The sequence below is a fragment of the Brevibacillus brevis genome (genome assembly GCF_900637055.1).
Taxonomy (GTDB): domain Bacteria; phylum Bacillota; class Bacilli; order Brevibacillales; family Brevibacillaceae; genus Brevibacillus; species Brevibacillus brevis.
Window position 1 is genome coordinate 3132791 of the sequence record NZ_LR134338.1, and the last position, 23281, is coordinate 3156071.

The window sequence follows — 23281 nt, forward strand, 5'->3', positions numbered from 1 at the left end:
AAAGAAAAAGGCTGTCTCGCAGTCATTGTTCATGACTTTTGGGACAGCCCTCTCTACCTTTTCAGTGTTAACAATTAAAAACCAATTGTATAATTGTACCTTTGCCGAGCTTACTTTCTATTCTTATTTCAGCGTCATGAATTTTAGCTATCTCCTTACATAATGAAAGCCCGAGCCCGAGGCCTCCTCCATTCGCTCTCGATCTTGATTTGTCGGACATAAAGAATGGCTCAAAGACTTTTGTTATGTCGTCATCAGGAATACCGATCCCTGTATCTTTCACTTCAAGTATAATTTTTGACTCCGTATCTCTGTATGAACGTAGAAATATTTTTCCGTTGTTCTTCGATGCTTTAATCGCATTGTCTATCAGGTTTGCAAGTAAAATTTTCATCAAATCCTTATCCATTAAAACACTCAGATGCTCCGTCGATATTTCCAGATCCATATTCTTTATGTTCAGCTTTGGAATAAAGGAATGTTTGATTTCCACAAAAAGCTCGTCAAGTTTTCCCTTTTTTAACTCAAAATCTTCTTTTCGCAAAACAATGAGCTCCATCAGCTTAAATGTCAGTTTCTCTAGCCGCTTTCCTTCTTCATAGATAAAGCTTAATGAGTTGATATAAGTCTCTTCATCATATTTATTCGTTCGTAAATAATCCGCATAGCCTATGATCGACGTTAAAGGAGTCCGAAGTTCATGTACCAGGTTATCGATAAACCTTTGCTTGTCTTCGGAAGATCGTTTAAGCTGGTTTACTTTATCTTCTACATCAACGGCCATCAAATTAAAATTTTCCGCTAACAACCCGATTTCATCTTTCGATTTGACCATGACTCTTTCGCTGAAATTCCCGCCTGCAATTATTCTTGTTGACTGGATTAGTTTATTAATCGGTTTTACGATAAACATGCTCATGATGATGGTAACAATGACCAAAATTGCTGAAACAAGAGCATTTAACTTTATTAAAAGGCTTAATAAGTCTTCTCTATTTTCATAAACACTCGAAATATCTTTCACGTAAGAAAGCTTATAGTGATTGTTTTCCAAATAAATATTCTTAGCTATAAATAAGTACGTCTTTTCCCCTAGATCCCGTATGATGTAATTTACTTTATCTGATGGGATGTTTAATTCTTCTCGATTAGTAAGAGTTATCTTGTTGTTTTTAAAATGACTAAAAATAACCTTATTATTTTCATCTATTACATCCAAATACACATCCTGTTCTCCGAGGTTGTCCAAGTACGTACGAATCATGGAATCTATGTTTGGTTTGCCAACTCCTTCAGCACCCAGGGTTGAAGATTCTTGAACTTTAAGCAGATATAGATTCGATTCTAAAGAGTTTGCAAATCGATCCTGTTCACTTATCCCGGAACGGATCTCCATATTGAGATTGAGTTCAAAGCTGCTATGAATAAGGTAAATGGATGCTGGTACAAAAAAGATTTCAAATATGATTAATGTACATAAAAATATCCTCTGCCAAAATTTCATTTATTCCTCCAGCCTATATCCCAATTTAAATACTGTTTTAATTTCATCTTTCCATCCCAGCTTTTTTCTTAGCTTTTGGATATGGTTGTCAATCGTCCGCGTCTCGCCAACGTAGTCATATCCCCAAATTTTTTCTATGATTTTTTCCCTCGTTAATACGATGTTTTTATTTTGCACTAAAAACACCAATAGTTCGAACTCCTTCAAGGTTAGCTCAATCATTTCACCGTTCTTTTTCACCTTCATTTCTTGCAAGTATACTTCTGTGTCTTTAAAATTTATGATGTTGCTTTTTTTATTGTAATGCCTTAATACATTTTCAATCCTGGCCAGCAATTCAATTCCTTCAAAGGGTTTCGTAATATAGTCATCTACTCCCGCTTTTAATCCATACACCTTATCTGTGACAGAACTTTTCGCCGTTAAAAAAATGACAGGTATCCCTAAAGGTTTAATTTTTTCGAATAAAGTAAATCCATCAACTTTCGGAAGCATCACATCCAAAAGTATGAGATCAAAACGATCTCTTTCAATAACATTTAGGGCATCCTCTCCATCAAAAACGATTGAACTCTCATAATTTGCTGTATTTAAATTCAATTTTATTAAATTTGCTACTGCGATATCATCTTCAACCACTAAAATTTTTATCATTCCGTTTTTACCTCGTTCCTTTTGTAACGGTTAGATGGAGTAAGTACCATTTCAGGCACTTACTCCATCTTATCCGCCTCACAATATCTTCATTTACTTACAGTTTTCTGAAATTCTCACTGTAATCTTTTTCTTCGGAAGGTAGAGGGATTAGTCTGTCATAATTAATCTCATAACTAGATACTGTATAATTCTTCAGACTAACTGTCATATCTACATCTCTTCCATCTTCCAGGTTGCAAAGAACACGTACGGTTCCGGAACTAGCACTCTTACTAACCTTCATCGTATTTTCCTTAACATTTTTCTGTTGTTGATCAAAAAAGTTGATAACCGCAGATTTAACTTTCGCATCATCGATTGTTGTCTCTGAGCTTTGAGCTTCATTAGTGTAAGCAGTTAAAGAAACAATTTCCCCTGTTTTTTCATTTATGACAATGCGATTAGAAGCGGGCATTGGCTGGTTTAAGTCCTCAGTACGAGCAAACTGTACAACGATAACATCTGCCGTATCTTTTTTCGCGTTTTCTTTTAATACAGCTGCATCTTCTTTTGAAACTATATCCATAAAGAACTTAAAGTCTTCTTGATTATTCGTTCGATTAACACGCGCCTCACCAAAAGATTTCGCGTCAAGCCCCATATAATCTTTTAGAGCTTTGGTTGCCATTTTTACCGCTTCTTCATCACTAATCTTTCCATTTGCTACTTTAACTGCATGATTTGTAGTGGTTTGATTTGTGCCATTTCCTGCTTTGCTTGCCACTGTTACGACCTTGTTTTTAGTAGAATGAACCGCGTTTTCGCTTGCAAATACAGCTGCTGTAGCACCGCCTACAATTGATAGTGCCATTGAAAAAACGAGAATATTTTTTTTGTTCATGGTAATGCCTCCTGAAATTTTTTGTTTTGTTTGGGCACGAAACCCTTGTTACAGTTAATAGAATATAGCGTTCATATGTTAAAAGTATCTTTCAGTTGTCTCCAAGTTGTAAATTCTATAAAAACCAATTCGTTCGTTGTTACAGAGAAGATTGATAACGACCTGTACCGATTCAATTTCTAATATTACTATAGAAAAGAAAAGCAAAGAACAGTATCCAACAACAAATACTGTTCTTTGCTTTACATTTCAAGATTATGCTTATTTAAGATCGAAACGATCTGCATTCATTACCTTCACCCATGCAGCAATGAAGTCACGCACAAACTTTTCTTTGTTATCGTCTTGCGCATAAACTTCTGCAATGGCACGCAGAACAGAGTTTGAACCGAACACGAGGTCAACAGCAGTCGCTGTACGCACGACTTCACCGGTTTTGCGATCACGTCCTTCAAATACGCCTCCGTCTACAGGCTTCCACTGTATGCCCATGTCTAGCAAGTTAACGAAGAAGTCGTTCGTCAGTGTGCCTACTCGATCCGTGAATACACCGTGTTGTGTGCCACCGTGATTTGTACCGATAACACGCATACCGCCAACGAGTGCAGTCATTTCTGGAGCAGTAAGGTTTAGTAGCTGTGCCTTGTCTATCAGAAGCTCCGCAGGACTTACACGATACTGCTTCTTCTGATAGTTCCGGAAACCATCAGCGATTGGCTCTAGCACGGCAAAGCTTTCTTCATCTGTCTGCTCTTGTGTTGCATCGCCACGTCCAGGAGCAAAAGGAACCGTTACATCAAAGCCAGCATCTTGTGCGGCTTTTTCTACTGCGGCACTGCCGCCGAGTACAATCAAATCGGCCATGCTGACTTTTTTACCAAAGTCCTCTTGAATGACTCCCAGGATCGTAAGCACCTTTTCAAGTTTTTTCGGCTCATTCACTTCCCACTCCTTCTGTGGAGCAAGACGGATGCGAGCACCATTGGCGCCACCACGCATATCCGAGCCACGGAAGGTACAAGCGGAAGCCCAAGCTGTTGTTACCAGCTCGCTGACGGTAAGGCCCGAATCTAAGATACGTGTTTTCAGTTCTGCTATATCTGCATCTGTTAATTCATACTCAGCAACGGGTACAGGATCTTGCCAGATAAAATCTTCTGCTGGAACTTCAGGGCCTAGATATCTTGAGCGTGGCCCCATGTCGCGGTGTGTGAGTTTGAACCATGCACTTGCAAATGCATCTGCAAACTCCTCTGGATTCTCATAGTAACGACGAGAAATCTTTTCGTATGCTGGATCCATACGCAATGCCATATCCGCAGTGGTCATCATCGTTGGAACGCGAACGGATGCATCTTCTGCATCTGGTGCAAGATGCTCCTCAGCAGGATTTACAGCAACCCACTGGTGTGCACCTGCAGGGCTCTTGGTCAGCTCCCACTCATAGCCGAACAATAGTTCAAAGAAACCATTATCCCATTGTGTCGGATTCGCAGTCCAGGCACCTTCAATACCGCTGCTGATGGCATCGCGACCTTTACCGGAACCGTGTGTGCTCTGCCATCCTAAGCCCATTGCTTCCAAAGGAGCAGCTTCCGGCTCTGGGCCAACAAGAGCAGCATCTCCTGCGCCATGAGCCTTACCAAACGTATGGCCACCTGCCACGAGTGCAACGGTTTCTTCATCGTTCATTCCCATGCGCTTGAAGGTTTCGCGAATGTCGCGAGCACTCGCAAGCGGATCTGGATTGCCGTTCGGACCTTCCGGGTTCACATAAATCAGACCCATCTGAACAGCAGCAAGCGGATTCTCGAGCTCACGATCACCAGAGTAACGCTTATCCCCTAGCCATTCCTTTTCAGCACCCCAGTAAATATCTTCTTCTGGATGCCAAACGTCTGCGCGCCCGCCTCCAAAACCGATTGTCTTACCGCCCATGGATTCAATAGCAGCATTACCTGCTAGAATGTACAAGTCTGCCCAAGAGATCTTGTTGCCATATTTTTGCTTGATCGGCCATAGCAGTCGACGAGCTTTATCAAGGTTGGCATTGTCTGGCCAGCTGTTAAGTGGAGCAAAACGCTGTGTGCCGGTTCCAGCACCACCACGGCCGTCTCCTGTACGATATGTACCAGCGGAGTGCCAAGCCATGCGGATAAATAATGGCCCATAATGTCCGTAGTCGGCAGGCCACCAATCTTGGCTGTTTGTCATTAGATCATAAAGATCCTGCTTGAGAGCCTGGTAGTCCAGCTTTTTGAACTCTTCTGCATAATTGAAGTCTTCGCCCATCGGATTAGATTTTCTGTCATGCTGATGCAGAATGTTCAAGTTCAACTGGTTGGGCCACCAGTGTTTGTTCGATGTAGCACTAGGGTTGTGATTCGTAGTGCTACCGTGCGAAAACGGGCACTTTCCAGTGTTAGCAGTTGCCATAGAGTCCATTTGTCCCTCTCCCGTCATTTAAATTAAGTATTACATAATAATACTTCTAATTAATTTATATAGCAGTTAACAAGAGAAATCAACATCTTTTTGCTCTTCTTAAGGATTAATGGTATCGGATCGAGGGAATCGTAAAACACGACAAAATATATGAACTCTTTCATTTTGGATTTTATGCTGATTCTAACGTATGCATGGACCGGGTAGATTATGATTTGGTCACCAGCTCGTTAGCCTCTTTTCCTGGTGGTTCCAGCTTGCGGTCAAGCTCCATTGTTCGGAACTTCGATCCATCACAAAAAGCCCACTTTTCTCTCCATAACGGGGTCAGTCCCCGGAATGGGTGGGCTTTTTGTGCGTAACTGGCTTATCCTGATTGTTATTTGAAATTCCGAGCTTGGCGCTCGGGCAAATACGATTTGTTCCGCTCTTCGGCAGAGTCATTTTGTTGTTGCCGCTGACGATGGAATAGTTGAGAGGGTATTCTCCTTCCTCAGCATATACCGCGAAAGCCCCCTCCTTTAATAGTTTAAAGTCTCTGCTATCTGAGCAAAAGAATGGTTCAATCAATATGAGACATATCATCGGACTCTCATTCCATGCAGTCGGGAGAAATCACTTCCCATTTTCCAAACAATGTGAAACCCGCTGCTTTCGCCAAAGCCGTAGAGATATGGTTATCGAGTTGGCATCTGTACTGAGGTTCGTATCCCTGACCATAGGCATATTTGCAGATGGAACGCACCACTTTGCGGGCGTGACCTTTTCCTCTAAAGGACGTCAGCGTCAGTACGCCAAGATCCGCAATATGCGCATCCTTCTCCCATGGATACACACTGGCAGCGCAAACCAAACGATTTTGCTCAAAAGAGCCGAACACTGCCCAGTGATCCAATTCCACATAAGCGTCATCCAAATCTTGTTCCGAGGCAGAGGAGGCAAACTCGGAGATTTGTCTCGGAGCGAAAAGGTAAGCTGCCTCTGATTGTGAAGGCTTTAAATGGCGCAGATCCCCATCATTTTCTTAGTACAAGTTGAATAACATGGGCTAAACCGGTGTGCGCCTTTCCTGCCACACGCTCTTGTTCGCCATAGAAGAAATGGATTACCTCATGCCCTTTGCACCAAGCAAGAATTTCTTTTGGATCATAAAGCATTTCAAGTTCGTGGGGGCCACCCGTACCATACTTTAATTGTTCCTTCGAGAATACCTCAAGCATCATAATCCCTTTAGGCTTTATTGCCTTAATCATTTTATTCAGAACCATGGTCTGAGCATTTTTATGAAAATGTCCATATACCATAATCGCGACATCATATTCTTCACTCGGCACATCCTCTTCCAAAAGGTCAATTTTTCGGGTAATTACATCAACGGAATGCTTCTGAGCCAGTTTTTTCGTTTTTTGCAATCCGCTCTCCGCATAGTCAATGGCTGTCACTTCAAGATTTCTTTTTGCTAAAAAAACTGCATTCCGGCCTTCGCCCTCTGCAAACGCGATCACTTTTTGTCCTTGTTCTAACCGAAAAGCCTGTTGTTGAATAAAAACGTTAGGTTCTTCCCCATAATAATATTCTTCCGAATGAAAGCGCTCATTCCAAATATTCGCCATACTTACCGGCCTCCTGTCATTAAAATCTATTGTAGATTTATTATATCTACAATATCTCCGAAGACATAGATGTGTCAATATCGCTGACATCACCATTAGCGAATTAGCTACACTTATGAATGTGTCTGTTCATCAGATTCGTTATTTTGAAGAGAAAGGGGTTCTTCTACCTACTTATCTAGATAACAATTAGTACAGGATGTACAGCATAGATCAAGTTTACCAGTTAGCACATATGCTGTTGCTGCGCAAATTGGAAGTGCCTGTCCAGTCGATTAAAGAATGCATGACTTCCTATTCTGCTGATCAATACGGGCAGCTACTCAATCGTTATTGGCGGGACAGCACCTATTTGGCCCGTTGGATGAATCCAAGCGAAAGATTTATTAGTGGCTTCACATGCAGCAGTTGAATTCGTCTCTAGTAAAGTGACATTCTGATTCTGCTTTGATAAATAAAAGGTCATGGATGCACCAACCACTACAATTTTTTTATTCTTCATCATGATTGCTGCCTCCATTCTACCTATTGGTTATCCACGTAAAAATACTACATATGAAGGATTTATCGCTTCATGGTAAAGCTTCACATCAACTCAAATCTTTTTGGATGCTATCAAGCTCTTTGCTTATACAGCTTAACGATTTCGATGATGGTGTTTACTGCGTGCATCATGTTGTCAACGGAAACATACTCGAACCGCCCGTGGTAGTTTTCCCCGCCTGTGAAAATATTCGGTGTTGGCAACCCCATGTAGGATAACTGGGAGCCATCCGTACCACCGCGAATCGGTTGAATAATCGGCACGATTCCGAGGTTTTCTAATGCTTGTGTAGCGATATCCACTACTTCCATTACAGGCTCAATCTTTTCCCGCATGTTGAAGTATTCATCTTTGATTTCGAGCTCAATTCGCTTCTCTCCGTATTTTTTCTGTAATTCTTCTACGATACGATCCAGTTCGGACTTTCTCTCCTGAAACCGATTACGATCGTGATCCCGGATCAGATAACGAAGCTGAGTTTGCTCGACGTCTCCTTGAATGGAAGACAGATGATAGAAGCCTTCGTAGCCTTCCGTCTCCTCAGGAGTTTCATCAGCCGGCAGCTTTCCATGCAGTTCCATGGCTATTTTAGCAGCGTTGACCATTTTACCTTTGGCTGAGCCTGGGTGAACGTTCTTTCCTTTGCAGGTAATGATGGCGGATGCAGCATTAAAACTCTCGTACTCGATCCCGCCAAGAGGACCGCCATCCATCGTATAGGCATATACTGCATCGAAGGCGGACACGTCAAACTTGTCTGGGCCTCTGCCGATTTCTTCATCCGGGGTGAAAGCCACCCTTACTTTCCCGTGCTTCAGTTCTGGATGGCGAATCAGATAAGCCATAGCGGTCATGATTTCGGCAATACCAGCTTTATCATCAGCGCCAAGTAATGTGGTACCGTCTGTCGTGATTAACGTGTGGCCTTTGTAGCCAGCCAGCTCTGGAAAATCACGCGGCGAAAGGACAATATCCAATTCTTCATTTAAAACAATGTCTTGTCCGTTATATTTTTCGATGACTTGTGGCTTCACGCCAGCGCCGGTAAAATCGGTGGCCGTATCCATATGAGCAAGAAAACCGATTGTTGGAATTTCTTTGTCTGTATTGGACGGTAGGGTTGCCATTACATATCCGTTCGAATCCATCGTAACTTCCTGCATACCAATGGCTTCCAGTTCATCTACGAGCATTTGGGCAAGTACTAGCTGCCCTTGTGTAGAGGGGCAAGTTTCGCTGTTCTCATCGGATTGTGTATCAACTTGTGCGTAAGAGATGAATCTATGGATAATTTCCGTTTTCATGGTCTTATCTCAACTCCAATTACAAGTAGTCAAACCTATTATAAGAAAGAGGCAATCTCGTGACAAATTCTACCACGATCTCCGGCAATTCTACAATCTGTACAGGCCTAGCTTTTTCAATATCCAGCCAGTTGGCTTCATGCTCCCAGATACAAACTGAAGATATGACTCCAGCCATTGATCGACTTCTTGGAGAGGTTCCGGCCGTATCGGCGACCATCCATCTCTAGAATCATTCCGTCCATACAATACCTCCAAGCAATCGAGTTTACTTTTATCGGTTATTGTATTACCAAGCGGTTATATAACTGTAAAGCGATGATATGGATGATGTAATCTCCAGCCTCATAAAAATTGGTTTTGGACTGACTCTGAAAAATAAACAGCGGCGACCCAAGACCTGAAAATACAGTCTTAGACTCACCGCTGTTTTGATTGAAATATCCAGTATATTATTTCCCATTCAAATGATAGATGAGTTGCACAACACCAGAGGAAAACGTTCTTGTATTCACCAGTTTTACATTCAACCTCTGTTTTATATCCATAAACAACGGTTTTCCTTCTCCCAAAATAACAGGGTGAACAGATAATCGAAATTCATCCACAAGCCCTAAATTGATAAAAGTTGTGATAAGACTGGCTCCACCATATAACCAAATGTCTTTACCAGGCTCATTCTTTAATTGACTTACGACTTCAAGAATATGATCATTTACGAATATTGCTTTATGATCTGTGCCTTTTTGTGTCTTGGAAAACACATATTTTTGTTTACGATGAACCAATTCCCAAATTTCTTTTTCCATATCAGAATGGTCAATTTCTGGTGTAAATTGTCCCCATAAATCATAACTTTTTCTTCCATATAAAATTGTATCAATTTGATGTAAGAACTGAACAAACCCCATCTCAGAGTCCATTATGCACCAATCAACTTCCCCATTTTTCCCTTCAATAAAACCGTCTAAAGTGACCGCTAAATCTAATATGATTTTTCGTTTCATGATTGATTACTCCTTTCGTTGATCTACCACCCAGTATAGACCTGTAAATATGTCACCTCATGTCATATTCGTAACAAAAAGGTCTCGATTAAGCCGGTATATGCAAAAACAGCTCACTTAATTGGCGATAGGTACCATTAAGTAAGCTGTTTTATAATGATGAATTACTTCAAGTATCTTCCCGTAATCGACTGCTCCGCATGGATGATTTGTCTAGGTGTGCCCTCGAAGACCACCTGACCGCCATTGCTTCCTCCGTCCGGTCCCATATCGATAATCCAATCTGCTTGGCTGATCACATCGAGGTTGTGTTCGATGACGATTACCGTATTGCCGGCATCCACGAGGCGGTTCATAATCTCCAAAAGGTGACTGATATCTGACATGTGCAGGCCAGTTGTCGGCTCGTCCATCACATAGATACTGCCTTTCTTGTGCAGCTCGCTTGCCAGCTTGATGCGCTGACATTCCCCGCCCGAGAGCGTGCTGAGTGGCTGGCCGAGTGTAATATAATTCAGCCCCACATCACTCATCGCCTGGAGCTTGCGCACAACCTCTTTTAACTCAAAAAATTCCAATGCCTGCTCTACAGTCATCTCCAGCACTTCTGCAATTGACTTGCCGTTCAGCTTGTACGCGAGCACCTCTTCCTTGAACCGTTTACCACCGCAGACTTCGCACGGCAGCTTCACGCTTTCAAGGAATGCAAGGTCTGTATACACCACACCCAGCCCTTGGCAGTTCTCGCAAGCCCCCTTGGAATTGAAGCTGAACAAGCCTTGGTTGACCTTGTTCGCGGAAGCAAACGCCTTGCGCACATCATCCATAATCCCTGTGTAGGTCGCGGGATTCGAACGTGTCGACACGCCTACCGCCGATTGATCGATGACAATTGCATCCGGATGCTTGCTAAGGAATACTTCGTTAATCAGCGTACTCTTGCCTGAACCGGCGACACCCGTAACTACTGTCAGCACTCCGGTTGGAATATCAACGCTCACGTTCCGCAGGTTGTGCAGTGTGGCATCCTCGATGGACAGCTTGCCGGACGGCTGCCGGGAATCTTGCTTCAGTTGGAGCGGCCGATTCATATGGGTGCCAGTCAGTGTCCCTGATTCCAGCAGGCCTTGGAAACTTCCTTCATACACGATGGTACCGCCGTGGCTGCCGGCGTGCGGCCCGACGTCGACGATATGATCTGCCACCTTGATCACATCGGGATCATGCTCGACGACAATCACCGTATTGCCCTTGTCGCGAAGCTTTTGAAGCAATTCATTTAACCTGTGCACATCACGGGGGTGCAAGCCAACGCTGGGCTCATCGAAAATGTAAGTGACATCCACCAGACTGCCGCTCAGATGCTTCACCATCTTTACGCGCTGCGACTCGCCGCCGGACAATGTATCCGTCTCACGGTCCAGCGTCAAATAGTCAAGTCCGATATCCACCAGATGTTGCAACCGCTCCGTAAGCGACTTGATCATCGGCGCGGCGACCGAATCGTCAATCTCCCGAATAACTCGGATAAGCTGACCGACCTCCATGGAGGACATCTCCGCAATGTTGAGCCCATTGATCTTGCAGTTGAGCGCGGCTTGACTGAGTCTTGCCCCATGGCAGCTGGAGCAGGTACCCTCTGAGATGAATGGCGCAACAGCTTTTTGGGTACGCTCAGACTTCGTCTTTACATCCTGCTTGATGTATTTGTTGGTGAACTTCTCAATGACGCCTTCCACTGTAATATTCGTTGCCTTCCCAGCGAAATCCATCTTCACTTTTCTCGCCTTGCCGTAGAGCAGTTGCTCCAGTTCTTCATTCGAATAATCGCTCAGCTTCTTGTCAGGGTCGAAGGACCCCGACTGCACGACGATCGTCCAATCCCAACTGTCTACCTTATAGTCCGGCAGCATGATTGCCCCTTCATTCAACGACCTGGACATGTCCACTGCCTTGCTGATGTCGACACCTAATTTGCGACCGATTCCGTTACATTCGGGACACATACCTTGTGGATCGTTAAAAGAAAACATGTGCGCTTGTCCAACATAGGGCTTACCCACTCGGGAGAAGAGAAGACGGAGTATGGGAGAGATATCAGTAATCGTCCCCATTGTGGAATGGGAACCGCCGCCCAGCCGCTTCTGGTCCACGATAACCGCCATGCTCAGGTTCTCGATCGCGTCTGTATCTGGCTGTGGATAGCGGGGCAGAAAATTGCGCACGAACATGCTGAAGTTCTCATTCAGCAATCGCGTGGATTCTGCGGCGATCGTATCGAAGACGATCGATGACTTGCCGGATCCAGATACACCGGTGAAGATCGTAATCTTCCGCTTGGGAATTCGCAAGGATACGTTCTTGAGATTGTTTTCCCTCGCACCGGAGATTACGATATACTCCTGATTAGATTCGCTCATGCCAAACATCCTCCCAACTGTATTCATTTCTACTTATATATTGTACCATTCAGAAGGAAGCTTTCGTACCGAATGCGGTTAGAATTATCCTCTAAGCATCAATGCCGAGACAAGTTCACCTTGAAGCACTCCCTTTCCTCCAGGTGGAATCTTGATCAAGCAATCGGAATCTTTAATGGATACCGTAACACTTGATTGGTCAATCCCGACAGGCTTTACGAATACCTTGCCATCGATTACATACGACTTTCCGCGAACATACCGAGGATACGCATTTACCTTTGTAAAATCTTCGCCTAGAAAAGCAGTAAAGTCCTGCAAGTAACGATTTTGAATACCCTGCATACCCAAGATCACGGGACGAACGAAGAGCTCAAAACCAACAAAGCACGCTCCCGGATTGCCTGACAAGGCAAACAAGAATTGATCATTCCAAACCCCTGCAGACGTAGGGCTTCCCGGTCGCATCGCTACTTTGTTAAACAGGACCTTCCCTTCCCATTTTTCTAAAATATCTACGAGAATGTCGTAGTCGCCTACCGATACTCCACCTGATGTGATCACGAAATCCGCAACGGAAAATGCTTCCAGAATAAGATTTTGTGCCTGATCCGCTTCGTCTGGGATGGATCCCATCAGTAACGGAATCCCTCCTGACTCCCGAATAAGTGCCGCCAGCATGTAAGAGTTACTGTTTCGAATTTTACCTGAGCAAAGCGGAGCATCTACAGGTAAAAGCTCTGAGCCTGTTGCAAAGATCGCGATGATTGGGCGCTTATAAACTTTGACGCGAGAGAAACCGAATGTAGCCAACAACGCAGTCTCACCAGCACGGATTTCTGTCCCTTTTTGCAGGACACACTCGCCTTTTGTCATTTCGTGGCCAATCGGAGTCAGATTCTGCCCAGGGTGGACCTCTTTTTTTATCGAAATGTATGTTTTGCCCTGCTCCTCAAAGTCGTCTGTCATTTCCAGCATGATGACTGCGTCTGCATTTTCAGGTACCATCGCTCCCGTCATGATTCGGGAGGCCGTTCTTTGCGATAATTCTTTTGTAGGAAGGGTCCCACAAGGAATATTGTCGATCACTTCCAAAAGAACAGGAGATTCAGGTGATGCCCCGCGAGTTGAACTGGACATGATCGCAAAACCATCCATCCCGGAACGCCGGAAATGAGGCATGTTGTCTGGCGCAATGATATCCTCCGCCACCGTACGACTGTAGGCATTTTCCAATGAGACTTCTTCTACACCAAGATGATTCAGATGTTGCTCCATTCTGCGCTGCGCTTCCACGACTTGAACCGCATTCCGATGAAATCGATTCACGCTTTCCACTCTGTCCATGTCCACTACACTACCCTCCAATTTGAGACATACGCCTAACGGTTGGTACATGCGTCTGACTCTCATCGACTAAAGCTTTGGCCATTTCGTGATTCAGTGGCTTGATACGCAATGCTCGGAAAAAGAGATCGCGTACCGCTTCATCATTTCCAATGCACTTACGAACGTTAAACTCATCCGACCAGTATAAGCATGGCTTTATGTTTCCATCCGCGGTCAAACGAAGCCGGTTACACGTTTCACAGAAATGATCGCTCACGGGATGAATAAGCCCAAAACTCCCCTTGGCCCCTTCTATCCGAAAAGTTTGTGCGGGTCCGTTGCCTCGCACATCATGACTCTCCGTCACTTTCCAGCCCAATTGATGACAACGATCCAATACGGCGGACAACGGCAGATAGGATTGCTTCCACTTCATGTCGTTGTGGCCGATGGGCATGTACTCAATAAATCGCACTTGTAAATGACGATCGATCGTTAACTGAAGAAAATCTTCTATTTCGTCATCGTTGATCCCCTTCATAAGAACGACGTTCAACTTAATTGGATCGATCCCTACTTGTTGGCATGCAGCTATACTATCCAGAACTCGATGGACATCACCACCGCGGGTAATCAACGAAAAACGATCCGCTTTCAATGTATCCAGACTGATATTCACACGGTTCAAGCCAGCTGCTTTTAATTTTTCGGCCTTTTTCGCCAAGAAAATACCATTAGTAGTTATAGCGATATCTTCGATTCCTGGAATTTCCGCTATCGCGAATACCAAATTTTCAATGCCTTTGCGAACCAATGGTTCTCCACCTGTCAGCCTTACTTTTTTGACCCCTATTTCGGCCAAAACCCTCACAACCTCGGTTATTTCTTGCAAGGACAGGATATTTTCATCAGGTTCAAATTCCATTCCATCAGCAGGCATGCAGTAAACACATCGCAAGTTGCAACGATCCGTTACCGAAATGCGTAGATAGTCATGGACACGACCAAAAGCGTCCACCAATTCACTTGGAATCACTGGACTTCCCCCTTTCTACCTCTGCAATTCGTTCGGGCCAGGTGTACACGTTAAACGTCTGATTTCGAATAAAACCAACCGTGGTAATACCAAGCTCCTGTGCCAGACGAAGAGCCAATTCAGTAGGAGCTGATTTTGATAAAACAACGCTACATCCTATCTTGGCTACTTTCAACAATACCTCGGAAGAAATGCGGCCACTAAAGACCATGATTTTATCTTCAATAGATACGGAATGCATCAAACAATATCCGTATAGTTTATCGAGTGCATTATGTCGTCCTATATCCATTCTGGAGAGAACAATTCCGTTTTTATCGCACAAGGCAGCATTATGAACGCCACCCGTTTTTTGAAAGAGTTTTGCAGAGCGTTGCATCTCTTGCATGAATCGAAAACAATCAGTACTTGAGAGCAAGACTCCTTTGGCTTCAACCTTTTTCACTGTTCGCGCATCATTATAAAAGTAAAAACTTTGCCGACTTTTCCCACAACAGGAAGTAACGTATCTTTTCGAGTGAAACATCTGGTTGTATTTGTTCACTTTTTTTGCTTCCACATAGGCGTGTCCCGTTGTTTCGTCTATGAAGAGATCTGCTATGTCAGAATATGCGTTTATCACTCCTTCAGACGCCAGAAAACCAATGACGAGTTCTTCGATGTATTCCGGACTGCAAACTAAAGTCGCAAACTCTTCCTGATTCAACATGATCGTAATGGGTGACTCTGTCACGATGGAATCTTCCACTTCTTTTAAAGTACCATTTTTATAATGCAGGACATGTGATAAAACGCACACAGGTTGAATCACGAACGTTTCCCCCTTCTCTCCTACACTGATCAAGAAATCGGTCTATCTAAAACATAGACGGTCATGGCAATATCCTCTTCAATACTGATATCTGAAAAAATCCGCAAAACCTTTGCGTGGATGATATCCTCGAGTTTTGCTACTACCGCAGGGTCGTTGTAAATGTTCTTCACGAGCTTCGTGCGCGCATCGTGTACCATTCGTTTGCCTTCTTCAGACAAAATCATAAATTTTTCTACATTTGTCAGGTTTCCTTTCATCTCACAGATCACCCATGGACCACAAAAACGTGTAACGATTTCTTTTGGACCGTTACCGACGTATTCTTTTCGTATCTCACGAACTAGCATGCTGAATTGATGTTCCAGGTTTTTCGTCATTCGATGTTCTCCTTCCATTCCCCCCACTTGTTCTTGCGAGGAGCCAACAATAGGTAACAAATGACCAGAATAAGAATAACTAGCGATAGAATCAGATTATTCAAAGCGTCATCACGATTGACGATAACAAAACGTATCGTGCCGGTAATGCCGATATAGATGAGGTAACGCAGCGGAAAGTGATACGCTTCCTTGAAATATTTGACGATCATAGAAACAAAAACAAAGTACAGAAAAAAGGCTAAGACTTCCTCCAAAATATCATGAACGTTAGTATTGCCAAGAATTGCAGCGGTCACAATGAAATACAGTTCACGTACAAGATAAAAGCTCAAGACCAGCCCCAGAATGATGAGTGAAATATTTAACATCCGTTGATAGAAGTGCACGATCGATGTCTCCTTCATCATTCCTTTAGGCCCTCTCCTAATCCTTTCAGCAGGTTTATGCCAAAACCCATCGCCCGGTTGATGTCTGGATCACGCAGAGCTTTCATCAAATCGATGACACCTACCTTTTTTCCAGAGCGAAGAGCGTCATCTGCCCTTTGTAGCCCCTTTGTAACACCGCCCATCAGCTTTTTTGTCATTTCAGGATCTAGCTCTGCAAGCCCACCTGCGGCAGCCATCGCATTGTTGATCATATTGGTGACAGGAGGACGCACCATTTGTCCTACGACAATTTTGGCAATATCTTCTTTCGCTTCAACGGCCGCGTTAAGCGCTCCAAGAATTCCACTTTCATGGAGTTCCTGGAGCAGCTTGATCGTAGCCTGGATCCCTTCCGGATTTTTGGCGAGCGCATGTATGACACTTTCTACCGTTTGATCTTGTTTTTCTTTTTCGGTAAGAACAGGTTCTAGCACTTTTGAAATCGGTCTTGCCATTATTTTTTACCTCCCACAATGTTTACATCTGCAATCGGTTCATAATCGTCTCTGGCCCATTTGCGCTCTACTTGGACACCCATCTGAGGGTTTCGCTTCGCGTAGCGGGGATTGTACATGGGCAGTGGGATCATTCCTTTTTCTTTGAGAAACTCCATACGTACCTTTGTTTGCTTGTAGGCAGGGGTTTGCGTTCGAACGTCCCCAACGCTGCCGGTCAAAAGGTTAATGGCATTTTCATGGCTAATGGAGTGCATGGGTACATACAGCTCTTTACCGCTTACTCGATCTGTCACGAGAACACGAAGCTTAATGGCACCGTATGGAGAGACGAGACGAACCAATGAACCGTCTTTTAGCCCCCGCTCGCTGGCAAGCTCAGGCGAAACTTCTACAAATACTTCCGGTAGTTTATATTGGATGCCTTTTGATTTATTCGTCATGTTTCCTTCATGGAAATGTTCCAGTAGTCGTCCGTTGTTTAAGGTAAGATCAAATTCCGATGAATACTCGATAGGCGGAACATATTCAACGAGCGAAAGTCTTGCTTTTCCGTCAGGGAAGTTGAATTGTTCTTTGTATAGAAGCGGCTCGTCGGTACCATCCTGTTGCACTGGCCAAAGCAAGCTGTTCCATCCTTCTATACGATCGTACGAAACTCCAGCATAAATCGGTGCCAGACTCGCAATTTCGTCCATGATTTCACGAGGGTGTTGGTAATTCCAGTTTGCACCCATACGTTGTGCAATCAGTTGGATGATCGACCAGTCCGGTTTTGAATCTCCCAGTGGTTCCATTACTTGATACAACCGCTGGATACGTCTTTCCGTATTCACAAAGGTACCCTCTTTTTCCAGGGATGGAGACGCAGGTAAAACGACATCGGCAAATTGAGCCGTTTTGGTCAGGAATACGTCCTGTACGACAAAGAATTCAAGCTTGCTGAGGGTATCATGCACGTGGTTGGCGTTGGAATCGACCCAAGCCATGTCTTCACCCATCAGGTACATCGCTTTCAGCTCACCTTTCTCCACCGCTTCCAGCATTTCGATATTCGTTAGGCCTGGTTTGTTCGAGATCGTTACGCCATACGCCTTTTCAAATTTGGCTCTCGCCTGATCGTCCGTAATAGGCTGATACCCTGGAAGCCACGTAGGGAGTGTCCCCATGTCGCAAGCTCCCTGTACGTTGTTGTGCCCACGCAATGGATAGGCTCCTGCTCCCGGTCGGCCGTAGTTTCCTGTTACCAGCAAGAGATTAGAGATAGCGGCTGACGTATGCGAACCGGCGATATTCTGAGTCACACCCATTCCCCACAAAATGCAAGTACCATCTGCTTCGCGAATCATTCTGGCTGTTTGAATCAACTGTTCTTTTGTCAGCCCGGTTACTTCCACAGCATAATCCAGCGTGTATTTTTCGAGCATTTTCCGATAATCGTCAAAATCGTTTACCCGATTTTGGAGAAAGGGTTCGTCATGCCAGCCTTGATCGATGATGTACTTTGCGACTGCCGTCAGCCAGACAAAATCGGTCCCTTGTTTTGGATGCAAGAAAAGATCGGAACGTTCGGCCATTTCATGCTTGCGCAGATCAGAGACAATCAGTTTTTGACCGTATAATTTCTTTGCCCGTTTCACGCGGGTTGCCAAAACGGGATGGCCCTCTGTTGGATTCGCCCCGACGATGATGACCAGTCCGGCACTTGCAATATCTTGAATTGTACCGGAGTCCCCACCGTGTCCTACCGTTGCCAGTAATCCGTCAGTGGCAGGTGACTGGCAGTACCTGGAGCAGTTGTCGATATTGTTAGATTCAAATACCTGCCGCGCCAGTTTTTGCATGAGATAGGCATCTTCGTTGGTTGTTTTGGATGAGCTTACAAATCCAAGCGCGTTGCCTCCGTAGTTTTGCTTGATGTTACCCATTCGCTCGGCAATCAGTGATAGTGCCTCATCCCACGTAGCCGGAACAAATGCGTCTCCTTTTCGAATCAAAGGTGTGGTCAAGCGTTGATCACTGTTAACAAAATCCCAACCGAACTTCCCTTTCACACAAGTAGAGACACTGTTGACTGGAGAGTCTTCCGTTGGTTCCACTTTCAGAATGTGGCGTCCTTTGGTCCATACCTCAAATGAACAGCCTACCCCGCAGAACGTACATACGGTTTTTGTTTTCTTGGTCCGTGTTTCCCGCATGGCCGCCTCCACTTCAGAGATAGCAAAAATGCTGCTGTAACCGGGCTCGACTTCTTTAATGAGATCGATCATCGGATTCAACAGGTCTTTTTTAATCCCTGACAGAAAGCCAGCTTCACCGAGCATGGATTTCTCCATCAGCGCATTGCACGGACAGACTGTCACACACTGACCGCAAGACACACAAGATGATTCATTAATCGATTTATTGTCGTCCCAGATCACTCTTGGAATCTCTCGTTCCCAATCGATGGTGAGCGTTTCATTTACCTGCAAATCCTGACAAACCTCCGTGCAACGTCCACAGAGAATGCATTGATCGGGATCATAACGATAAAAGGGATGGGACATATCCACCTCTTCCTTTTTTTCTCGGAACGGGCGTGTTTGGTGGTCAATTTCCAGCAGTTCTGCCGTATTGTGAACCCGACAATTTCCGTTGTTGTTGTCGCAGACGGTACAATACAGCATGTGGTTTTCCAAGATCCGGTCCATTGCTTCTGCCTGTGCGCCTTTTGCCCGTTCAGAGGATGTAAGGATGTGCATACCTTCCTCGATAGGGGTCGAGCACGCTCGCATCATTTTCCCGTCAATCTCACACATGCACGTATCACACGTTTGAATAGGTCCTAAAATGGGTGAATAGCAGATGTGAGGATGCTCTATTCCCTGTTGCAGCAAATAATCCAGGATACGGGTTCCTTCCTCCGCTTCATGCTTCACTCCATTTAGTTCAAAGCTAATTTTTTTCATCTTCTCTAAAACCTCCAAGAAAATAATAAAAGCCCACCACCAAACAACCTGAGCATGAACACATGAACATGCGCAAATTGTTTGATGGTGGGCTAATTCCTAAGCATCCAATGATACTCGTTATCCGTCCCAACATATCTATGCGTGAGATCAGGATGATTGAGCAATTCGTCATTACTAACCATCAATGATCAATTACGGCTACATTATATCACCGGATCTACATGGAAATCCAACTTTTTTTATGGAAGCGTATCTGTGTCAATCGTCCTATGATTCTTTGCTTGCTTACAGAAGAGGCAAAATGGCGTTCGCGTACGCCTGGGCTCCCTTTTGATTGGGATGACCGATGGAGGCACGCTTGCATATCTCGAAATCCAAACCCGTGCACCCTGCTTCTGTGCAGGAGACGAGGCGCTCGGCTGCGATCAGGTCTTGTGGAGTCAGGTCCAAATTGATGCCGAATACATAGGGATCATCCGTCAGCGCCGCATGCTCCGGACCAAAATTCGGATCGGCGAAAAAGATACGCTGTTGACCGAGCTCCGCATTTCTCTCATCGATGGCTTTTCGCAGGTAAAGCTTTGATTCCGCTTCGAGTTGGGCGCAGCGCTTGTATACCTTTTCCAACTCAGCCAGCCCGAGAATTCCTCCGGCTGCACCGCCGCCGACTCCTCCGACAATGGCCCCCACGCCGATCAACAGTGCTTCTACCGCTGTCATATCGCTCTTTTCAGATACAGGTGGATAATAACCGGTAACGATGACTTTGGCTTGTGTGAATTTATTCGTCACCTCGACCAGCAATTTTTTCATGCTCTCATAGAAATAGTCATAATGTAATTTCCCCAAGTCAGCTGGATGGAAAGGATTCAGAACTGTCCGAACATCGACATCGTTCATGCCTCCATCCAAAAGAATCAGATCCACCAAGTCAGGCTCGCCTTTGAAGAACGCACATTGCTGCAGGATCGTTGGGAATGATTTAGGTACTTCGCCGTCTACGGGGGCCACTACGTCATCTTTACCCTCTCCAATAATGGCGCCGGAATGAGCGAGTACTTGTGTATATTGCTTGATATTTCCTTCTCTGGCCTGAACGGCTGCACCCACGATGGAATAAAACTTCTCATGCTCTTGCAAGCCTTGCCCCCAGCTCACGGAATCGCCCATCACGAGCATATGGAAGGTTTCTAGGGTCAGCGGAATTTCATTAGAAGGTGTGCCATCGGAAAGCCGTACTTTCAGGGTCACCTGCTCACCCGCTGGATTGCTTTCCACTTCCGCTGGTCGAATCAAGGTAAATTCCATTTGTGTCGAGCTTAGTATCCGTACATCGGGCATTTCTTGGTTGTTTACCAAGACGAGTGTCCCTTCGGAAAAGCCGCTTCCGTTCACGATGACTTTTTGTCCGGGTCTCACCCGCGTTTTCACTTGATTTTCCTGTTGGGCGGAAATGACTTTTGGATTCACGTAGATGGATGCCTTTGTAGAGAGAGTCATATCTGATTGTCGGACCTGGAGCATATGGGAGCCTCCTGTCACGAAAGGCAACACAAAATGGAGCATGGTATCGCTTACTATCTGGGTTTTCGTTTCCGCGCCATCGATCAGCACGACATCGGTTTTGGTATAACGACTTCCTTCCAGTGTCACTGTATCACCTGCGAATGCATAGAGCGGGGATACATGGCTGATCGACGGCTCCAAGAGCTTGCGTCTGAATTCATCTGCGTCGATGGCTCGAAAGCTCACAGGATCAGACAATCTGCCTCCCGCATATCCGGCACGACCAGCATCAGCGTATGAACCCTGCGCCCCCGGTTGACCTGCCGTTCTTGGCCCGGGACCGCATGCCGTACCGAATTTTGCATTCTTGCTGTCGCCCACAGCTCCACCTGGTCCGCCTGCTCCAGGATTGCCAGGGATTCCACCTGCCCCCGGGCTGCCTCCTTCAATTGTGATCGCAAAGCCTTGCGAATAATTTTGGATGATCGTTTGTGGTGCGTACAAGGTCAGCCGACCGCCAGCTCCCCCATTGCCTCCAGGGCCTCCGTAGCCAGCTGCTCCGCCACGTCCTCCGTTTCCACCTGCTCCTGCTCCGGCCTTGCAGAAACCTGCCCAATCCAATTCGGCTGGCTTGCCTTTTCCTCCCCGGCCACCATCTCCTCCGTCTTGCCCAGGTCCACCTTGTGTGCCATCTTGCCCTTTCAAGTCAAAATGAGGACGTCCCGCCATATCGAGGACCCATAATTCGAGTTCAGGAGCCGCAGCCCCGTCGAATCCACGGTCTCCGGGCAATCCAGCTGTTCCAGGTGTCCCCGGAATGCCGGAGAGCGTCGAAGACATTGGTGCATCTGGCGGTGTTGCCGGTTTTTGGCGTTTGGCTGGAACATAGCGGTAAGGACGCTCCCATGTAAACGTAACATTCTGTCCGACCGTCAACTTTTCGGCGATGATGATCAAGTAGCGCTGCGGATATTTCAAAATGACATTGGTTCCATCCTCGATATAAATTTCCGACGCGGCCCAATAGGCAGTGTCCACAGATATATTCAAGGCCGAAGCAGGAGACGGTACAGCTAATGTAGCCGTCATTTTTTTAGGAAACGGGATTGCTTGCAACAGTTCCGCTTTTCCGCTCAACATTTGCAACATTGGTGTAGATTTGGCTGAGTCGATCCGGTATGCAGACTGAATCATGGTATTCCCACTGACGAGCGTGGGGGTTGGTTTCGTCAATCCCGACTGAGGTACAATCGTTCCGCGGATCTTGAGCGCCCCCAAACTGGACAGGGACGTAATCCCGAATGACTCCAGCACCGCTTTGTGATACGTCATTCGATCCTGAACCATTTGGGGTGCTGCTTGGAAGGATGCCGGATTCACAGCCATGGTCGTGATCCCGAGCGTATTTCCCCCTGCATTGAAAGTGTTTGTAGAAGTTGACATTCTTTTTTCCTCTCCCTTATCACGATGATTGAAATAGTTTGTGCGAGCCAGCCTTCATTGCACGGACAATCATTCTTGGCTAGCGCCGAATTCCTCTAACTCCCGAAAGCTGATTTTTCTTCTTTGTGGATGAGGTGTTTCCCCTTGATGCCCCCATATGATCTCCACATGATTGCCTTCCGGATCAAGAAAAGAAAAACGTGCAAATTCGCTCTCCACATACGGACCATGTGCCAAAATACCGTGCTCCGTCAGTTTCCTCCACAATTCCTTGAAGTGATCCAACGTATCCACCCAAAAAGCCAGATGCACATGATGCGGATTGTTCAGGATGAGCAAATCGTGCCTGCCCGATTGCGGATCAATCGCCAAGCATGCCGTTTCGTCGCTAGGGTTCACCACTGTCAGATCAAGTGCGGTTTCATAAAAAGAGGCCAATCTGCGAACATCATGCGCATATAAGGAAATGTGACCCAAGCGGCTTAGTTTTGACATGTTCCCTCCATCCTTTCGTATTGACTCGCCTGTTTCATCCTAACACCGAGAATACAGGGCTCGATAT

Annotated in this window: 19 protein-coding genes and 1 pseudogene; 1 reads left to right on the forward strand and 19 read right to left on the reverse strand. The window is 45.3% G+C overall.

Annotated features, from left to right (window positions below):
* Nucleotides 1-67: 67 nt before the first annotated feature.
* From EL268_RS14965 to EL268_RS14990, 6 genes are all read right to left on the reverse strand, one after another.
* A complete protein-coding gene (locus EL268_RS14965; RefSeq protein WP_106655302.1) occupies nt 68-1504 on the reverse strand; it encodes a sensor histidine kinase in 1437 nt (478 codons plus the stop codon).
* Nucleotides 1505-2158, reverse strand: coding sequence for a response regulator transcription factor (locus tag EL268_RS14970; protein WP_106655301.1), 654 nt, complete (start codon nt 2156-2158; stop codon nt 1505-1507).
* Nucleotides 2159-2255: 97 nt separating this feature from the next.
* The gene (locus EL268_RS14975) at nt 2256-3041 is read right to left on the reverse strand and encodes a hypothetical protein (protein ID WP_106655300.1); all 786 of its coding nucleotides are present in this window, start codon (nt 3039-3041) and stop codon (nt 2256-2258) included.
* Nucleotides 3042-3302: 261 nt separating this feature from the next.
* A complete protein-coding gene (gene katG / locus EL268_RS14980; RefSeq protein WP_106655299.1) occupies nt 3303-5486 on the reverse strand; it encodes a catalase/peroxidase HPI in 2184 nt (727 codons plus the stop codon).
* A 592-nt stretch (nt 5487-6078) separates the two neighbouring features.
* Entirely contained in the window at nt 6079-6495 is a 417-nt protein-coding gene (locus EL268_RS14985; protein WP_331251425.1) for a GNAT family N-acetyltransferase, read from the reverse strand.
* Between the two features lie 7 nt (nt 6496-6502).
* The gene (locus EL268_RS14990) at nt 6503-7099 is read right to left on the reverse strand and encodes a class I SAM-dependent methyltransferase (protein WP_106655297.1); all 597 of its coding nucleotides are present in this window, start codon (nt 7097-7099) and stop codon (nt 6503-6505) included.
* Nucleotides 7100-7178: 79 nt separating this feature from the next.
* Between EL268_RS14990 and EL268_RS14995 the strand changes: the two are divergent.
* A pseudogene (locus tag EL268_RS14995) lies at nt 7179-7424 on the forward strand (MerR family transcriptional regulator); the annotation flags it as partial.
* Here EL268_RS14995 and EL268_RS15000 read toward each other — a convergent pair.
* From EL268_RS15000 to EL268_RS15060, 13 genes are all read right to left on the reverse strand, one after another.
* Nucleotides 7419-7604: an FAD-dependent oxidoreductase gene (locus EL268_RS15000; protein WP_232030621.1), complete on the reverse strand. Its 186-nt coding sequence runs from the start codon at nt 7602-7604 to the stop codon at nt 7419-7421. The pseudogene EL268_RS14995 and the gene EL268_RS15000 overlap by 6 nt on opposite strands.
* A gap of 110 nt (nt 7605-7714) precedes the next feature.
* A complete protein-coding gene (gene pepT / locus EL268_RS15005) occupies nt 7715-8947 on the reverse strand; it encodes a peptidase T (RefSeq protein ID WP_106655296.1) in 1233 nt (410 codons plus the stop codon).
* 452 nt (nt 8948-9399) lie between these two features.
* Nucleotides 9400-9954, reverse strand: coding sequence for a dihydrofolate reductase family protein (locus tag EL268_RS15010; RefSeq protein WP_106655295.1), 555 nt, complete (start codon nt 9952-9954; stop codon nt 9400-9402).
* Between the two features lie 164 nt (nt 9955-10118).
* Nucleotides 10119-12374, reverse strand: a complete 2256-nt coding sequence (locus EL268_RS15015; RefSeq protein ID WP_106655294.1) for an ATP-binding cassette domain-containing protein — start codon at nt 12372-12374, stop codon at nt 10119-10121.
* Between the two features lie 84 nt (nt 12375-12458).
* Nucleotides 12459-13721, reverse strand: a complete 1263-nt coding sequence (locus tag EL268_RS15020) for a molybdopterin molybdotransferase MoeA (RefSeq protein ID WP_164724574.1) — start codon at nt 13719-13721, stop codon at nt 12459-12461.
* A gap of 10 nt (nt 13722-13731) precedes the next feature.
* Nucleotides 13732-14739, reverse strand: a complete 1008-nt coding sequence (gene moaA / locus EL268_RS15025) for a GTP 3',8-cyclase MoaA (protein ID WP_106655292.1) — start codon at nt 14737-14739, stop codon at nt 13732-13734.
* Complete coding sequence (gene fdhD, locus EL268_RS15030; RefSeq protein WP_174769406.1) at nt 14726-15547, reverse strand: formate dehydrogenase accessory sulfurtransferase FdhD; 822 nt, start codon at nt 15545-15547, stop codon at nt 14726-14728. The genes moaA and fdhD overlap by 14 nt, the downstream gene beginning before the upstream one ends.
* Before the next feature lie 32 nt (nt 15548-15579).
* Nucleotides 15580-15930: a Na-translocating system protein MpsC family protein gene (locus EL268_RS15035; protein WP_106655290.1), complete on the reverse strand. Its 351-nt coding sequence runs from the start codon at nt 15928-15930 to the stop codon at nt 15580-15582.
* A complete protein-coding gene (locus EL268_RS15040; protein WP_106655289.1) occupies nt 15927-16340 on the reverse strand; it encodes a phosphate-starvation-inducible PsiE family protein in 414 nt (137 codons plus the stop codon). Before EL268_RS15040 ends, EL268_RS15035 begins: the two co-directional genes overlap by 4 nt.
* Entirely contained in the window at nt 16337-16816 is a 480-nt protein-coding gene (locus tag EL268_RS15045) for a helical membrane plugin domain-containing protein (RefSeq protein ID WP_106655288.1), read from the reverse strand. The genes EL268_RS15040 and EL268_RS15045 overlap by 4 nt, the downstream gene beginning before the upstream one ends.
* The gene (gene fdhF, locus EL268_RS15050) at nt 16816-19767 is read right to left on the reverse strand and encodes a formate dehydrogenase subunit alpha (protein ID WP_106655287.1); all 2952 of its coding nucleotides are present in this window, start codon (nt 19765-19767) and stop codon (nt 16816-16818) included. Before fdhF ends, EL268_RS15045 begins: the two co-directional genes overlap by 1 nt.
* 288 nt (nt 19768-20055) lie before the next feature.
* Nucleotides 20056-22719, reverse strand: coding sequence for an IPT/TIG domain-containing protein (locus tag EL268_RS32820; RefSeq protein WP_106655286.1), 2664 nt, complete (start codon nt 22717-22719; stop codon nt 20056-20058).
* 69 nt (nt 22720-22788) lie between these two features.
* Entirely contained in the window at nt 22789-23214 is a 426-nt protein-coding gene (locus EL268_RS15060; RefSeq protein ID WP_106655285.1) for a VOC family protein, read from the reverse strand.
* Nucleotides 23215-23281 lie beyond the last annotated feature (67 nt).

What these genes read in the sequence shown, in the direction of transcription:
- EL268_RS15010 (WP_106655295.1), bottom strand. Translation starts at nt 9,954, where the DNA reads ATGAAACGAAAAATCATATTAGATTTAGCGGTCACTTTAGACGGTTTT.
- EL268_RS15045 (WP_106655288.1), bottom strand. Translation starts at nt 16,816, where the DNA reads ATGGCAAGACCGATTTCAAAAGTGCTAGAACCTGTTCTTACCGAAAAA.
- EL268_RS15015 (WP_106655294.1), bottom strand. Translation starts at nt 12,374, where the DNA reads ATGAGCGAATCTAATCAGGAGTATATCGTAATCTCCGGTGCGAGGGAA.
- EL268_RS15020 (WP_164724574.1), bottom strand. Translation starts at nt 13,721, where the DNA reads ATGGACAGAGTGGAAAGCGTGAATCGATTTCATCGGAATGCGGTTCAA.
- EL268_RS14970 (WP_106655301.1), bottom strand. Translation starts at nt 2,158, where the DNA reads ATGATAAAAATTTTAGTGGTTGAAGATGATATCGCAGTAGCAAATTTA.
- EL268_RS32820 (WP_106655286.1), bottom strand. Translation starts at nt 22,719, where the DNA reads ATGTCAACTTCTACAAACACTTTCAATGCAGGGGGAAATACGCTCGGG.
- EL268_RS14990 (WP_106655297.1), bottom strand. Translation starts at nt 7,099, where the DNA reads ATGGCGAATATTTGGAATGAGCGCTTTCATTCGGAAGAATATTATTAT.
- EL268_RS15060 (WP_106655285.1), bottom strand. Translation starts at nt 23,214, where the DNA reads ATGTCAAAACTAAGCCGCTTGGGTCACATTTCCTTATATGCGCATGAT.
- EL268_RS14965 (WP_106655302.1), bottom strand. Translation starts at nt 1,504, where the DNA reads ATGAAATTTTGGCAGAGGATATTTTTATGTACATTAATCATATTTGAA.
- pepT (WP_106655296.1), bottom strand. Translation starts at nt 8,947, where the DNA reads ATGAAAACGGAAATTATCCATAGATTCATCTCTTACGCACAAGTTGAT.
- EL268_RS15040 (WP_106655289.1), bottom strand. Translation starts at nt 16,340, where the DNA reads ATGATGAAGGAGACATCGATCGTGCACTTCTATCAACGGATGTTAAAT.
- EL268_RS15035 (WP_106655290.1), bottom strand. Translation starts at nt 15,930, where the DNA reads ATGACGAAAAACCTGGAACATCAATTCAGCATGCTAGTTCGTGAGATA.
- EL268_RS15000 (WP_232030621.1), bottom strand. Translation starts at nt 7,604, where the DNA reads ATGATGAAGAATAAAAAAATTGTAGTGGTTGGTGCATCCATGACCTTT.
- fdhF (WP_106655287.1), bottom strand. Translation starts at nt 19,767, where the DNA reads ATGAAAAAAATTAGCTTTGAACTAAATGGAGTGAAGCATGAAGCGGAG.
- EL268_RS14975 (WP_106655300.1), bottom strand. Translation starts at nt 3,041, where the DNA reads ATGAACAAAAAAAATATTCTCGTTTTTTCAATGGCACTATCAATTGTA.
- katG (WP_106655299.1), bottom strand. Translation starts at nt 5,486, where the DNA reads ATGGACTCTATGGCAACTGCTAACACTGGAAAGTGCCCGTTTTCGCAC.